Genomic DNA, 14,357 nt, shown 5'->3' on the forward strand with positions numbered 1-14,357 from the left:
AAAATGAAAAAGAGGCTAATCATTAAATAGCCTCTTTAAATATCTTATATTATATCAGATTTAGTTGTTTTTATCAGTCTATTTTACTGCATCATAAAAAGTAGCAAGTACTTCATTTAATTCATCAATATGGACTTCTTTACTTTCTGAATTATCACGACGTTTTACTTCTACGATACCTTCTGAAGCTTTTTTACCAACCATTACGCGTACTGGTAAACCTATTAAATCTGCATCATTAAATTTAACACCAGCACTTTCTTTACGGTCATCATACAAGACATCATATTTATTTTGCAATTGTCCATAAAGTTGATCTGCTAATGCTTGTTGTTCTTCTTTTTTAGGATTAATCGCAATTAAATGTACTTCATAAGGTGCAATAGCTTTTGGCCAAATAATCCCTTTATCATCATGATGTTGTTCGATTGCTGCTGATAATGTTCTAGAGATACCAATACCGTAACAACCCATTATAAGTGGTTGCGCTTTACCTTGTTCATCTAAGAATGTTGCATTCATGCTTTCAGAGTATTTCGTTCCAAGTTTGAAGACTTGACCAACTTCGATACCTTCAGCGAATTTCGCAGTACCTAAATCACCTGGTAATGCTTCTCCTTCAAGAATAAATCTAAAGTCTCCATATGCTTCAATCTTAAAGTCTCTATCTACGTTCGCATTAATAAAATGATAACCTGTTTCATTTGCACCAACAGCTAAATTATTTATATCTTGAACGAAATTGTCTGCATAAATTTTGATTTGGTCTACGTTAACTGGTCCTAGACTACCAGGTTTAGCACCTAAAATATTAACGATTTCAGACTCAGTTGCCATTTCGATATTATCTGTTTTGAAATATGATTTTAATTTAACATCATTTACTTCATGATGTCCTCTAATTAGTATCATGACATATTCATCATCAACTTTAAGAATCATTGATTTAATGATCTTATCTAAAGTCACATTTAAAAAGTCTGCCAATGCTTGTGCTGTTGTAACATTAGGCGTTTCCACTTTTTCTATATCTTTTAATGGTATATGTTCATGATTAGGTGTGTATGCTACTTCAGCTTTTTCAATGTTTGCAGCATAGTCACTTGTTTCACTATAAACAATTGTATCTTCACCAATATCAGCTAAAGCCATAAACTCATGTGTGTGGTCTCCACCGATAGCACCAGAGTCTGCAAGTACTGGTCTAAAGTTTAAACCTACTCTTGTAAAGATATTATGATAAGCATGATACATATCTTGGTAAGTATCATCTAATGAATCTTCATTAGCATGGAAAGAATAAGCATCTTTCATAATAAATTCACGGCCACGTAATAATCCAAATCTTGGACGTTGTTCGTCTCTAAATTTAGTTTGAATTTGGAATAAAGTGATTGGTAAACGTTTATAAGATTTCAATTCATCTCTTACAAGAGAAGTCACAACTTCTTCATGTGTTGGTCCTAAACTAAATTCACGTTTATTACGATCGTGCAATCTCATTAACTCTGGACCGTATGCATCCCATCTACCTGATTCTTTCCAAAGTTCAGCTTGTTGTAACACTGGCATAAGTACTTCTACGCCATCTATTTTTTCCATTTCTTCACGTACAATTTGCTCAATTTTATTAAGTACTCGCTTTGCAGTTGGTAAATAACTATATATACCTCTTGCATTTTGTTTAATCATACCTGACTTTAATAAAAGTTTATGACTAATTGCTTCCGCTTCTGCAGGAACTTCTCTTAATGTTGGTATAAATATTTTCGACTGTTTCATAAGTTTCCTCCTATAAGCTACATGAAGTACCTTTGAATATCATTCCATGTAACCATGATCATTACAAATATTAAAAATACAGCACCAATTGAAAGCATAACCATTTCTGCTTTTTTATTAATCGGTCTTCTGAAAATCATTTCATAAATAACAAATAATAATCTTCCGCCATCTAAAGCTGGAATAGGTAGTAAATTCATAATACCTAAGTTAACACTTAATAACGCTGTGTATCCCATCAATGTAATAAATCCTTGCTTCACAATAGAATCTACATTGCTATATATACCAACAGGTCCATTTAACATATCAAAGGAGAATCCACCCGTGAATATGCTCGTAATCAAGCCAAGAACTGCTTGGAATATTAATTGACCTGCCACTATTGTTTTTTCAATACCCGCAATTAATGGACCAAACACAGTGTGTTCTGTCGGTTGTGCAACACCGATAATGTATCGTGTTTCATATTTACCTTTACTAACTTCTAGTTTATCTTTTTTAGCTGCTACTTTGAAAGTCTTTTCTTGACCATCACGATCAACTTTGATTTCTACAGGTTCAGTTTTCTTCTCTTTAAAAATAGGTTGTAAATCTGTAAACTTTTGAATTTTTTGTCCGTCTACTGATAGAATTTCGTCGCCTTTTTTAATACCTGCAGTTTGTGCAGGTGCACCATCTTCTAAATCTCCAAATACTGGTTCATTCGTTGGTACACCATTCCAATAAGCAAGCCCAATAAAAATAACAAAAGCAAGAATAAAATTAAATAACGGACCTGCAAATAAAGTTAGGAATCTTTGATATGGCTTTTTAGACATTAATTGTCTATCTTTAGGTGCAATTTGTATTAAATCTCCACCTTGAACAAAGTAAGCTTCTCTCGCTAATTTAAAATGATGTCTTTCTTCATCGCTTGCTGTAATACCTTCTATGAAAATATCATTTTCGAAATCACTATCTTTAATTTCAATATGTTCAATTTGTTGGAATTTATGTTGATCGTCCATAATAACATGTGTTATTTCGTTTTGATCGTTTAATTTAATTGCGATATGCATACCCGGTGTTAATGGATTTTGTTCTAATCCATCTCCAGCCATTCTGACATAGCCACCTACTGGAAGTAGTCTAATTGTATAAAGTGTTTCATTTTTCTTATATGAATAAATTTTAGGTCCCATACCTATGGCAAACTCTGGGCACATGATACCTGCACGTTTCGCAAAGAACATATGTCCATATTCATGTACTGTCACTAATAGTCCAAATACAAAAATAAATGCTAATATTGTATAAATCACGCCTACACCCCGTAATCCTTAGATTTATATGTAGCATCAATTTTTAGAATCGTTTCTAAATCTGGATGCTCAATAACTTCATGGTTTTGCATTGCTTCCCCAATCATGTCTTCAATTTCCAAAAATGTTATTTCATTATTCAAGAACTTATTTACAGCTACTTCATTTACAGCATTCAAAACAACGGGCATTGTACCACCTATTTTAATTGCTTCATAAGCATACTGTATACACTTAAAGCGCTCGAAATCCATTTCTTTAAAATTTAACTGTCCAATTTGAGCTAAATTTAATTTTTCTGCATCTCTTGTATATCTTTCTGGATATGTAAATGCATATTGAATGGGTGTTCTCATATCTGGTGTACCCAATTGTGCAATCACACTTGTATCCTTAAATTCAACCATAGAATGAATAATACTCTCTTTATGTAAGACAGTTTCAATTTGGTCAATATCTAAATCAAATAACCATTTTGCTTCAATGACTTCTAAACCTTTATTCATCATTGTTGCAGAATCTATCGTAATCTTTTGCCCCATAGACCAGTTAGGATGGTTGAGCGCTTCATCACGTGTTACAGACTTTAATTCTGCTCGTGTTAAATCACGAAATGATCCACCACTCGCAGTTATGATTAATTTATTAACCTGCTCTTTCTTCTCACCATTTAAACATTGAAATATTGCTGAGTGTTCAGAATCGACAGGTAGAATGTTAACATTATGTTCTCTAGCTTTTGACATCACAAGTTCACCAGCTGCAACTAATGTTTCTTTATTCGCTAGACCGATATCTATACCAGCTTCTATAGCTGCAATAGTAGGTCGTAAACCTATACTACCGACGATTGAATTTAATAATATATCAGTATTTTGACAAGTTGCAACTGCTAATAAACCTGCGTCCCCATGTACAATTTCAATATTTAAATGTTTAAGTTTATCTATATCTTCTACATTTTGAACAGATACGAGTTCTGGATGAAATTCTTTAATTATATTCTGTGCATAAGCAATGTTTTTACCAACTGAAAATGCAACTAAATTAAATTGTGATGCATGTTCTCTTATAACATCTAATGCTTGCTGTCCAACAGAACCACTAGCTCCTAAAATAGCTATATTTTTCAAAGACTTCACCCCAATTTACAATTGAAATAGGAATAGATTTAACAATGGTAATACAAAGATAAAGCTATCAAATCTATCTAATATACCACCATGTCCTGGCATAATATTCCCTGAATCTTTCACACCGAAATGTCTTTTAAGCCCTGATTCTACTAAGTCACCTAATTGTCCAAACATACTTAATAACATCGTTAATGGAATTAATAACCATAATGATACATCCATATCAAAATATTGTCCAAAAATAACTGCAACGATTAAACTTGAGAAAATGCCTCCAATAAATCCTTCAATCGTTTTGTTCGGACTAATTAATGGCCAAAGTTTATGTTTACCGAATAATCTACCAAATATATATGCACCCGTATCAGTTAACCACACTAATAATAATGCGAATAAGATAAATTGTAAGCCATGTTCTCTTGTCTCATAGAAATACATAAAGCCAATTCCGATATATGTAACGGACATGACACAGAAAGAGGCATCCATAAAATTAAATCTATTTTTAGACATTACTGTATAACTCAACATTAAGAAACTCATAACGATTAGAAGTCTAAGTTGAACACTTATATCGTTATTAATGAGTTCTTGAGGCAATAATATTATACATAGTGAAACAACGGACAAAAACCCTGGTATAGAAATAATTGATAAATTATTCATATTTAAAATTTCTTTTAAAGCAATAATCGCTAATAAATACGCTAATGCTATTACGGGTAATCCACCATATATAACGACTGGAAGAAATACAGCCATAGCAACAATTGCCGATATTGTTCTCGTCTTCATTTTTATCTCCTTTACAGCCCACCAAATCTTCGTTGTCTCGACTGATATATTTTTAAACAGTCTATAAGTGATTGTTCATCAAAATCTGGCCATAATGTCTTAGTAAATATAAATTCACTATAAGATGATTGCCATATTAAAAAATTACTTAATCTTTCTTCACCTGATGTACGAATGAGCAACTCTGGATCTGGAATATCTGAAGTGAATAAATATTTCTTTATATTATCTTCACATAAATCATCAATTGTTAAATTGCCTTCTTCAACTTCATGGTAAAGTTCTTTTACAGCATTTAGAATTTCTGCTCTACCGCCATAGTTCAACGCAAATACAAGATTGAGTCCTGTATTATATTTCGTTTTTTCGATAGCTTCATCAATTGCATTTTTAGTATGCTTAGGCAAAGCTTCAGTAAAACCAATTGTTGTGACTTTAACGTTTTTTTCGATCAATTCTGGTAGAAAAGTCTTTAAAAAATCAACCGGTAATTTCATTAAATATTTCACTTCATCTTCAGGTCTCGACCAATTTTCCGTAGAAAAAGCATATAAAGTCAAATATTTCACACCTAAATCATTTGCTTTACGTGTTATTTTTTTTACCGTTTGCATACCTTCATAATGTCCTTTTATGCGAGGCATTTTTCTATTTTTAGCCCATCTACCGTTTCCATCCATAATAATTGCTATATGTTCAGGTATCGATAATTCATTGTCTTGATTATTTATTTGTTGTTTTTGCTTTATAAACTTTTTTATCATAGCGTCCTCCATCAAACAAACGCGAATTTATATGTAAAATTAATTAAACATATCGTAATACATTTTATCACAAAAAGAGTGTTTCTGTTATATATAAAGAAAAAACCGTACCAAAGTCTGATTTGGTACAGCTCTTATCTTTAAACTTCCAAAATGTCATTTTCTTTTTGAGTCGTTAAATCATCTATTTGTTTGATGAAATCATTTGTAATGTTTTGAACTTCTTCAGTTTGATTTCTTAAATCATCTTCTGTAATTTCGCCATTTTTTTCTTGTTTCTTCAAATCTTCATTTGAATCACGACGAACATTACGAATTGCAACTTTAGCATTTTCAGCTTCTTTTTTAGCTTCTTTTACTAATTCTTTTCTGCGTTCTTCAGTTAATGCTGGTACTGAAATTCTAATAACTGTACCATCACTTGTTGGATTAACACCTAAATTAGCTGCATTTATTGCTTTAAGTACATCTTCAACTGATGATTTGTCATATGGTTGAACAACTAACAAACGCGCTTCAGGTACTGAGATACCTGCTAATTGTTGAATAGGTGTTGGAACACCGTAGTACTCAACATTTACTCTTTCTAAAAGATTTGCATTTGCATGTCCAGTTCTGATTCCAGCTAAATCTCTATTGAAACTTTCAATAGTTTTGTTCATTTTTGACTTCGTTTCTTGAATAACATCTGCCATGGAATTACACCTCAAGTTTATTTTGTAATAATCGTACCGATTTCTTCACCTTGAACAGCACGTTTAATATTTCCTTCTTCCATAATTGAGAATACAACAAGTGGGATATCATTGTCCATACAGAATGATGAAGCAGTTGAATCCATAACTTGTAATCCTTCTTGTAACATTTGAATATATGTTAATCTTTCGTATTTTTCTGCTTTAGGATCTACTTTAGGGTCAGCAGAATAAACACCATCAACATTGTTTTTACCCATTAAGATAACGTCAGCCTCAACTTCAGCTGCTCTTAAAGCTGCAGTCGTATCAGTAGAGAAGTAAGGATTCCCTATTCCCGCTGCAAATATAACGACTCTCTTTTTCTCTAAGTGACGAATCGCACGTCTTCTAATATATGGTTCAGCAACTTGTTTCATTTCGATTGAAGTTAATACACGAGTATCACAATCTAATTGTTCTAAACTATCTTGTAATGCTAAAGCATTCATTACAGTGGCTAACATGCCCATATAATCAGCAGTTCCACGATCCATACCTAAATCGCTTCCAGTTTTACCTCTCCAAATGTTTCCGCCACCAACGATTACAGCAACTTCACAATCCATTTGAGCAACTTCTGACACTTGTTGAGCGATACTTTTAATTACGACTGGGTTAATGCCAAAGCCTGAATCTCCCGCTAAAGCTTCACCACTTAGTTTTAATACGACGCGTTTATATTTAGAATTCTTAGTCATCTTGATCCCTCTCTATGCTTATAATTAGGTCTTTATATATAACGAAAGAAGACACAAAGCGTGTCTTCTTCCTAAAAAGCAATCTTAGTTGCCTTTCATTTGTCCTTTTACTTCATCAGCAAAGTTATCAGAACGTTTCTCGATACCTTCCCCAACTTCGTAACGAACGAAATCTACAAGCACGCCACCGTCTGTTTTTAAGAATTCAGCAACAGTTTGGTCTGGATTTTTAACGAATGCTTGGTCAACAGCACAGATTTCTTCTAAATATTTACGCATTCTACCTTCAACCATTTTTTCAACGATATTTTCAGGTTTACCTTCATTTAAAGCTTGTTGTTTTAAAATTTCTTTTTCGTGCGCTAATTCTTCATCAGATACTTGGTCACGAGAAACAAATTTAGGGTTTAATGCAGCGATGTGCATAGCAACGTCTTTAGCTGCTTCTTCATTAGTTGAACCTTCAACAACAGTTAATACACCAATACGTCCACCCATGTGTAAGTACTCACCGAATGAATCGTTATCAGTTTTTGTTTTTAATGTAAATCTACGTAAAGTTAATTTTTCACCAATAGTAGAGATAGCTTCGTTCATTTTTTCTTCAACAGTTTGACCGTTAGCTAATTTTGAAGCGTTTAATGCATCAACGTCAGCTGGTTTAACATCAAGAATATGATCAGCCATTTCTTTAACTAAGTTTTGGAAACCTTCGTTACGAGCAACGAAGTCAGTTTCTGAGTTTAATTCAAGAATTACTGCATCATTACCTTTAGATGCAACAAAAGTAGTACCTTCTGCAGCAATACGGTCTGCTTTCTTAGCAGCTTTAGCGATACCTTTTTCACGTAAGTAATCTACCGCTTTATCGATGTCACCATCAGTTTCTGTTAAAGCTTTTTTACAGTCCATCATACCTGCGCCAGTTTTTTCACGTAGTTCTTTAACAAGTTTAGCTGAAATAGCCATAATCTAATTCCTCCATTTATTTAAATAATATATTGTTTATCTTAAATCTTTCTAAAAAAAGGTGATAAGTTATAGAACCTTATCACCTTTTTGAAATTATGCTTCAGTAGTTTCAGTTGATTCTTCTTTAGGTGCTTGTTCTGTTTCGTTTAAGTCGATGTTTTGCTCTTCAGCAACATCTTCATTTGAAACGCCTTGTTGACCTTCTAAAATAGCATCAGCCATTTTACCAGTTAACAATTTAACAGCACGAATAGCATCATCGTTCGCAGGGATAACATAGTCAATTTCATCTGGATCACAGTTTGTATCAACAATACCAACGATTGGAATGTTTAATTTACGTGCTTCAGCAATCGCATTACGCTCTTTACGAGGGTCTACTACGAATAATGCTTGAGGCATTGATTTCATATCACGAATACCGCCTAAGAATTTGATTAAACGGTTATATTCTTTTTTAAGTTCTACAACTTCTTTTTTAGGTAATACATCAAACGTACCGTCTTCTTCCATTTTTTCAATTTCAGAAATACGTTTTACACGTTTAGAGATTGTTTTATAGTTAGTTAAGATACCACCTAACCATCTTTGGTTAATGTAGTAGTGTCCAGCACGTTCAGCTTCTTCTTTAACTGACTCTTGTGCTTGTTTTTTAGTACCTACGAATAATACTTTACCGCCTTCTTCAGAAACAGATTTAATAAAGTTGTAAGCTTCGTCAACTTTTTTAACTGTTTTTTGTAAATCGATAATGTAGATACCGTTTCTTTCTGTGAAAATGTATTTTTTCATTTTTGGGTTCCAACGGCGTGTTTGGTGACCGAAGTGAACACCTGCTTCAAGCAATTGTTTCATTGAGATAACTGCCATGATAATTCCTCCTAATTGGTTTTATTCCGCCATAAACACTTATTATAGAAACAACTTATTTAAGTTGCACCAATCCATAATTTCCGTGATTATGTGTGAATTTGGCTTTTATAGCCGTTTTCAAATATATCATATCTTATACTGTTCATCAAGTATTTTATTTAGATAAACCTAACTCATCTAAAAATTTTTCTTTTTTAATTCTAATAAATGTACCTTTCATTCCTAAAGAACGAGATTCAATTACGCCAGCACTTTCTAATTTTCTTAATGCATTGACGATTACAGATCTTGTGATACCTACTCTATCGGCAACTTTTGAAGCAACTAATAAACCTTCAGGTGCACCAAGTTCTTCAAAGATATGTTCAATTGCTTCTCTTTCTGAATATGAAAGTGAGTTAATTGCCATATTGATTGCAGCTTTGTCTCTTGCTTCTTGTTCAATTTCATTATGTTTTTCTCTTAATATTTCCATACCAATAACAGTAGCTACATATTCACCAAGTACTAAGTCATTGTCATTGAAATCTTGAGATACACGTCCAACAACTAATGTACCTAAACGTTCACCACCACCAAGAATTGGGAAAATAGTTGTTTGACTATCTACGAATAATTCTTTGTTTTCTGGTGGGAATACTGTTAATACTTCTTCAATTCCGATATTTGATTTAGTTTGTTCTACATGCATTAATTGATCAGTATATTCTTTAGGAATATGTCTATCTTCTAACATTTTGATAATACGTTCATTGCTTAACAATTCATTTAAGCTTGAACCTAAAATTTTACCTCTTCTTGATACGATGAATACATTTGTCACCGTTACATCACTGATAGTCTTAGCCATATCTTTAAAATCTACAGCAATACCTTTATGCTTTTGTAATAACGTATTTAATTCTCTTGTCTTTGATAATAAACTCATTTAATTTTTTCTCCTTTTTTATAGAATAAATGCGCTTAAGTCTTTATTTGTCGCAATAGATTCTAATTTTTGATTAACATATTCAGGTGTTATATCTACAACTGCATTTGGCATATTCGATGCTTCGAAAGAAAGATCTTCTAGCATTTTTTCAAGTATAGTATGCAGCCTTCTTGCTCCGATATTATCTGTCTCTTGATTAACTTGAAAAGCAATTTCAGCTAAACGATTAATGGCTTCATCTGTAAAGTTGATTGTCACCATTTCAGTTTCCAACAATGCTTTGTATTGATCAAGAAGTGATTGTTTCGGTTCTTTTAATATTTTAACGAAATCTTCAGTTGTTAAACTATCTAATTCAACACGAATTGGAAATCTACCTTGTAACTCAGGTATTAAATCACTTGGTTTAGACATATGGAACGCACCTGCACCAATAAACAAAATGTGTTCAGTATTAATTGAACCATATTTCGTTTGAACGACACTACCTTCAACAATTGGTAAGATATCTCTTTGTACACCTTGTCGAGATACATCTTGACCACCGTTACTGTTGCTCACAGCAATTTTATCGATTTCATCGATGAATACCATGCCCATTTGTTCAGTTAATTGAATCGCTTCTTCATTAACGGACTCTTGGTCAATCAATTCATTCGCAATCTCATCTGTTAAAATTTTTCGCGCTGACTTAACTGGCAAGTTTCTTTCAACTTTTTTCTTAGGCATCATTTGACTAAGCATATCTTGCATTTGAGGGTTGTTTTCCATTCCCATCATGCCAAGTGTTTGTTGTTCTTGTTCTACTTTTATTTTGACGATTTCTTCTTCAAGTTCACCGTTTAATAATTGTTTCTTAATATCTTCACGTTTTGTTTTTATTTCTTCGGTTGGGGTTTCTTCGACTTCTTCTTGTTGATTGAAGTTTGGGAATTGTCCACCAAACAATGACTCTAATGGATTATTACTATTACTTTGTGCTTTTTTCTTCATACTTGGCACAAGCAATTTCACTAATTTTTCATTAGCTTTTTGAGTTGCCTCATCAAGAACGCCTTTTTTCTTTTCTTCTTTAACAAGTCGACGACCAACTTCAACAAGGTCACGTATCATACTTTCAACATCTCTACCTACATAACCTACTTCAGTAAATTTAGTAGCTTCTACTTTTACAAAAGGTGCACCAACTAATCTAGCCATTCTTCTAGCTATTTCAGTCTTACCTACACCTGTAGGACCTATCATTAGAATGTTTTTAGGTATGATTTCGTTTCTAAGTTGTTCATCTAATAAACTTCGTCTATAGCGATTTCTTAAAGCTATTGCTACTTTACGCTTAGCATCTTGTTGACCAATGATATGATCATTTAATCGATCAACGATATCATGCGGTGTCATTTTTAATTGATTTTGTGACAATCTTAAACCCCTCCAATTATATTTCTTCAACTTTTATTTCATGGTTTGTAAATACACAAATATCTGCAGCCGTATTAAGTGAAGCTTCTGCAATTTCTTTAGCCGATAAATGAGGTGCATATGATTTAAGCGCTCTACCAGCACTTAAAGCGTAATTACCACCAGAACCAATTGCAATGATACCATCATCTGGCTCAATCACTTCTCCAGTACCACTTACGACTAATAAATCTGTTTCGTTCATAACAATGAGCATCGCTTCAAGTTGACGTAACATTTTATCTCCACGCCATTCTTGAGCAAGCTCAACTGCAGCTCTCGTTAAATTACCGCTATATTCTTGTAATTTAACTTCAAATTTTTCGAATAAAGTAAATGCGTCTGCAACACTGCCAGCGAAACCAGCAACAACTTTATCATGATATAATCTTCTAACTTTTCTTGCTGTTTGTTTCATGATGACTTGCTCACCTAATGTAACTTGACCGTCACCTGCCATTGCAGAATGACCATTATGTCTTATTGCAAATATAGTTGTAGCATGTAATGAAGAACTCATTATCAAATCTCCTTTACGCACGTGGATGTGCTGATAAGTATACTTTTCTTAATTGATCTTTTGTAACATGTGTATATTGACTTGTCGTTGATAAACTTTCATGTCCTAGTAAACTTTGAACACTTCTCATATCGGCTCCTTGATTCAACAAATGTGTTGCAAAAGTATGCCTTAATTTATGAGGGTGAATATGATACACACCTTGCGTTCTCTTTACGATTTCGTTGAGTGCATATCTTACACCACGTTCAGTTATAGGCTTACCTCTCATGTTTACTATCAAGAAATCATGATCTAAACGCATCTGACTTCTAAATTGTTCAATATAGTCAACGATTGCACTTTGACAATACTCTCCAAAAGGAACAATACGTTCTTTATTCCCTTTACCTAGCACTTTGACAAATGCATAATTCAAATCAATATCACTTATTTGAATATGCACTAATTCTGACACTCGAATACCTGTTGCATAAAGCAACTCAAGTATGACGCGATCTCTTATATTCGTTTTTTTACCATCATCTAGTGTCTTAAATAGCTTTTCCATTTCTTCTTCATAGAAAAAGCTTGGTAAATGATGTTCTTTTTTTGGATGTACAAGTTGAATAAATGGATTCTGAATATCACTATCAACACTCATCCAATATTGATATAAAGATCTTAATGTAGAAATTTTACGCGAAACACTCGTCCTTTTATGTCCTTTATCATACAAAAACGCAAGGTATCTCCTTGCATCTTTATATTCAAATGATTCTAAGGATAAATGTTCTGATTGTAAAAAATCATTAAATTCATTCAAATCAAGTTGATATGCATTTAAAGTATGGGTGGAAAAATGTTTTTCATAAGTTAACATATCAACAAACTGTTGTTCAATTGTATGTACCATAACTCATTCCTCCCATTTTATCTGAATTGTATCACAATTCTAAAAAATCTTAAAATAATTTACTAAAGCATTACTTTAAATGAATCTAAATGTTTTAATGCACGATTTGCAAGTGTTTCATACCGTTCTTTCTTATCTTTAATACGTTTTTCTAATGTAGGTAACAAACCAAAGTTCGCATTCATTGGTTGGAAGTTCTTATTATTATTTGCATGTGTAATGTAATAAGCCATACTTCCGATTACTGTTTCTCTAGGGAAAACAATTGGATCAAGACCTGAAACGAGTTTACTTGCATTAATACCTGCAATTAATCCGCTTGCTGCACTTTCAACATATCCTTCTACACCTGTCATTTGACCAGCAAAGAATAAATCTTCTCTTGATTTTAATTGATAAGTTTCTTTAAGAGCATTTGGTGAATTAATGAAAGTATTTCGATGCATCACACCGTAACGTACAATATCAACATTTTCTAATCCAGGTATAAGTGAAATAACTTCTTTTTGCGCGCCCCATTTTAAATGTGTTTGGAAACCTACGATATTATATAAAGTTCCAGCTGCATCATCTTGTCTTAATTGAACAACTGCATATGGTCTTTTACCAGTTTTAGGATCTTCTAAACCTACAGGCTTCATAGGACCAAATAATAAAGTTTTCTTACCACGTTCTGCCATAACTTCAAATGGCATACAACCTTCAAAATAAATTTCTTTTTCGAATTCTTTTAAAGGCACAACTTCAGCATTTATAAGTGCATCATAAAAAGTATTGAATTCTTCTTCAGTCATTGGACAATTTAAGTATGCTGCATCACCTTTGTCATAGCGTGATTTCAAATATACTTTATCCATGTTAATAGATTCTTTTTCAATAATTGGTGCAGCTGCGTCATAGAAGTACAGTTGTTCTTCACCCGTAATGTTCATAATTTGTTTCGTTAAACTTTCTGTCGTTAAAGGACCTGTTGCAATAATTGTTGGCCCATCAGGTATCTTTGTAATTTCTTCGTTCTTTACTGTAATATTCGGATGATTTTTTAGCGTGTCTGTAATATATCCCGCAAAATCATGTCGATCGACAGCTAGTGCACCTCCCGCTGGTACACGCGCATTATCTGCTGCTTTTATAATTAATGAATCTAATTGTCTCATTTCTTCTTTTAAGACACCGACAGCATTTGTTAATTGATTACCTCTTAGTGAATTAGAACATACAAGTTCTGCAAATTTATCTGTATGATGCGCTGGTGTTTGTTTTACCGGTCTCATTTCATATAGATTAACATTGAATCCTCTCTTGGCAATTTGATATGCCGCTTCCGAACCTGCTAATCCAGCACCGATAACATTAATTGAAGTCATTATTTATGCCTCCTTGATTTTCGAATTTTTTATTCCATATTGAATTGTATAACAAATCTGAATTTAATCAAATGATAAAGTGATGATAAATTTTAAAAATTAGTGACGTTTTACTATTAAAACAA

At 32.9% G+C, this 14,357-nt stretch carries 14 protein-coding genes; all 14 read right to left on the reverse strand.

Annotated features, from left to right (window positions below):
• Nucleotides 1–78: 78 nt before the first annotated feature.
• The gene (locus tag CD035_RS10935; protein ID WP_048542577.1) at nt 79–1,782 is read right to left on the reverse strand and encodes a proline--tRNA ligase; all 1,704 of its coding nucleotides are present in this window, start codon (nt 1,780–1,782) and stop codon (nt 79–81) included.
• A gap of 17 nt (nt 1,783–1,799) precedes the next feature.
• Complete coding sequence (gene rseP, locus CD035_RS10940; protein WP_048542575.1) at nt 1,800–3,086, reverse strand: RIP metalloprotease RseP; 1,287 nt, start codon at nt 3,084–3,086, stop codon at nt 1,800–1,802.
• 2 nt (nt 3,087–3,088) lie between these two features.
• Entirely contained in the window at nt 3,089–4,219 is a 1,131-nt protein-coding gene (locus CD035_RS10945; protein WP_048542572.1) for a 1-deoxy-D-xylulose-5-phosphate reductoisomerase, read from the reverse strand.
• Nucleotides 4,220–4,234: 15 nt separating this feature from the next.
• Nucleotides 4,235–5,017 carry a phosphatidate cytidylyltransferase gene (locus CD035_RS10950; protein WP_048542570.1) on the reverse strand — a complete coding sequence of 261 codons (783 nt, stop codon included), beginning with the start codon at nt 5,015–5,017 and terminating at the stop codon, nt 4,235–4,237.
• 11 nt (nt 5,018–5,028) lie between these two features.
• Nucleotides 5,029–5,781: an isoprenyl transferase gene (locus CD035_RS10955; RefSeq protein WP_048542569.1), complete on the reverse strand. Its 753-nt coding sequence runs from the start codon at nt 5,779–5,781 to the stop codon at nt 5,029–5,031.
• A gap of 140 nt (nt 5,782–5,921) precedes the next feature.
• Nucleotides 5,922–6,476 carry a ribosome recycling factor gene (gene frr / locus CD035_RS10960; protein WP_025905326.1) on the reverse strand — a complete coding sequence of 185 codons (555 nt, stop codon included), beginning with the start codon at nt 6,474–6,476 and terminating at the stop codon, nt 5,922–5,924.
• A 17-nt stretch (nt 6,477–6,493) separates the two neighbouring features.
• Nucleotides 6,494–7,216 (reverse strand): UMP kinase, encoded by a 723-nt coding sequence (gene pyrH / locus CD035_RS10965; protein WP_025905325.1) that lies wholly within the window; start codon nt 7,214–7,216, stop codon nt 6,494–6,496.
• Nucleotides 7,217–7,300: 84 nt separating this feature from the next.
• Entirely contained in the window at nt 7,301–8,188 is an 888-nt protein-coding gene (tsf, locus tag CD035_RS10970; protein WP_171992080.1) for a translation elongation factor Ts, read from the reverse strand.
• A gap of 93 nt (nt 8,189–8,281) precedes the next feature.
• A complete protein-coding gene (gene rpsB, locus CD035_RS10975; protein ID WP_048542565.1) occupies nt 8,282–9,058 on the reverse strand; it encodes a 30S ribosomal protein S2 in 777 nt (258 codons plus the stop codon).
• 157 nt (nt 9,059–9,215) lie between these two features.
• Nucleotides 9,216–9,989, reverse strand: a complete 774-nt coding sequence (gene codY, locus CD035_RS10980) for a GTP-sensing pleiotropic transcriptional regulator CodY (RefSeq protein ID WP_048542564.1) — start codon at nt 9,987–9,989, stop codon at nt 9,216–9,218.
• A gap of 18 nt (nt 9,990–10,007) precedes the next feature.
• Nucleotides 10,008–11,390: an ATP-dependent protease ATPase subunit HslU gene (gene hslU / locus CD035_RS10985; RefSeq protein ID WP_048542780.1), complete on the reverse strand. Its 1,383-nt coding sequence runs from the start codon at nt 11,388–11,390 to the stop codon at nt 10,008–10,010.
• Between the two features lie 37 nt (nt 11,391–11,427).
• The gene (gene hslV / locus CD035_RS10990; RefSeq protein WP_037560086.1) at nt 11,428–11,970 is read right to left on the reverse strand and encodes an ATP-dependent protease subunit HslV; all 543 of its coding nucleotides are present in this window, start codon (nt 11,968–11,970) and stop codon (nt 11,428–11,430) included.
• A gap of 13 nt (nt 11,971–11,983) precedes the next feature.
• Nucleotides 11,984–12,865 (reverse strand): tyrosine recombinase XerC, encoded by an 882-nt coding sequence (xerC, locus tag CD035_RS10995; protein WP_048542559.1) that lies wholly within the window; start codon nt 12,863–12,865, stop codon nt 11,984–11,986.
• Between the two features lie 62 nt (nt 12,866–12,927).
• Complete coding sequence (gene trmFO, locus CD035_RS11000; protein ID WP_048542557.1) at nt 12,928–14,232, reverse strand: FADH(2)-oxidizing methylenetetrahydrofolate--tRNA-(uracil(54)-C(5))-methyltransferase TrmFO; 1,305 nt, start codon at nt 14,230–14,232, stop codon at nt 12,928–12,930.
• Between the last annotated feature and the right edge of the window lie 125 nt (nt 14,233–14,357).

The sequence above is a fragment of the Mammaliicoccus sciuri genome (assembly GCF_002901825.1).
In the GTDB taxonomy this organism is placed as follows: domain Bacteria; phylum Bacillota; class Bacilli; order Staphylococcales; family Staphylococcaceae; genus Mammaliicoccus; species Mammaliicoccus sciuri.

Bases quoted from the DNA above. Each gene is read 5' to 3' on its own strand.
- xerC (WP_048542559.1), bottom strand. From the start codon at position 12,865: ATGGTACATACAATTGAACAACAGTTTGTTGATATGTTAACTTATGAA.
- trmFO (WP_048542557.1), bottom strand. From the start codon at position 14,232: ATGACTTCAATTAATGTTATCGGTGCTGGATTAGCAGGTTCGGAAGCG.
- frr (WP_025905326.1), bottom strand. From the start codon at position 6,476: ATGGCAGATGTTATTCAAGAAACGAAGTCAAAAATGAACAAAACTATT.
- codY (WP_048542564.1), bottom strand. From the start codon at position 9,989: ATGAGTTTATTATCAAAGACAAGAGAATTAAATACGTTATTACAAAAG.
- pyrH (WP_025905325.1), bottom strand. From the start codon at position 7,216: ATGACTAAGAATTCTAAATATAAACGCGTCGTATTAAAACTAAGTGGT.
- CD035_RS10955 (WP_048542569.1), bottom strand. From the start codon at position 5,781: ATGATAAAAAAGTTTATAAAGCAAAAACAACAAATAAATAATCAAGAC.
- hslU (WP_048542780.1), bottom strand. From the start codon at position 11,390: ATGACACCGCATGATATCGTTGATCGATTAAATGATCATATCATTGGT.
- rpsB (WP_048542565.1), bottom strand. From the start codon at position 9,058: ATGGCAGTTATCTCAATGAAACAATTGCTTGAAGCAGGTGTTCACTTC.
- hslV (WP_037560086.1), bottom strand. From the start codon at position 11,970: ATGAGTTCTTCATTACATGCTACAACTATATTTGCAATAAGACATAAT.
- CD035_RS10935 (WP_048542577.1), bottom strand. From the start codon at position 1,782: ATGAAACAGTCGAAAATATTTATACCAACATTAAGAGAAGTTCCTGCA.
- CD035_RS10950 (WP_048542570.1), bottom strand. From the start codon at position 5,017: ATGAAGACGAGAACAATATCGGCAATTGTTGCTATGGCTGTATTTCTT.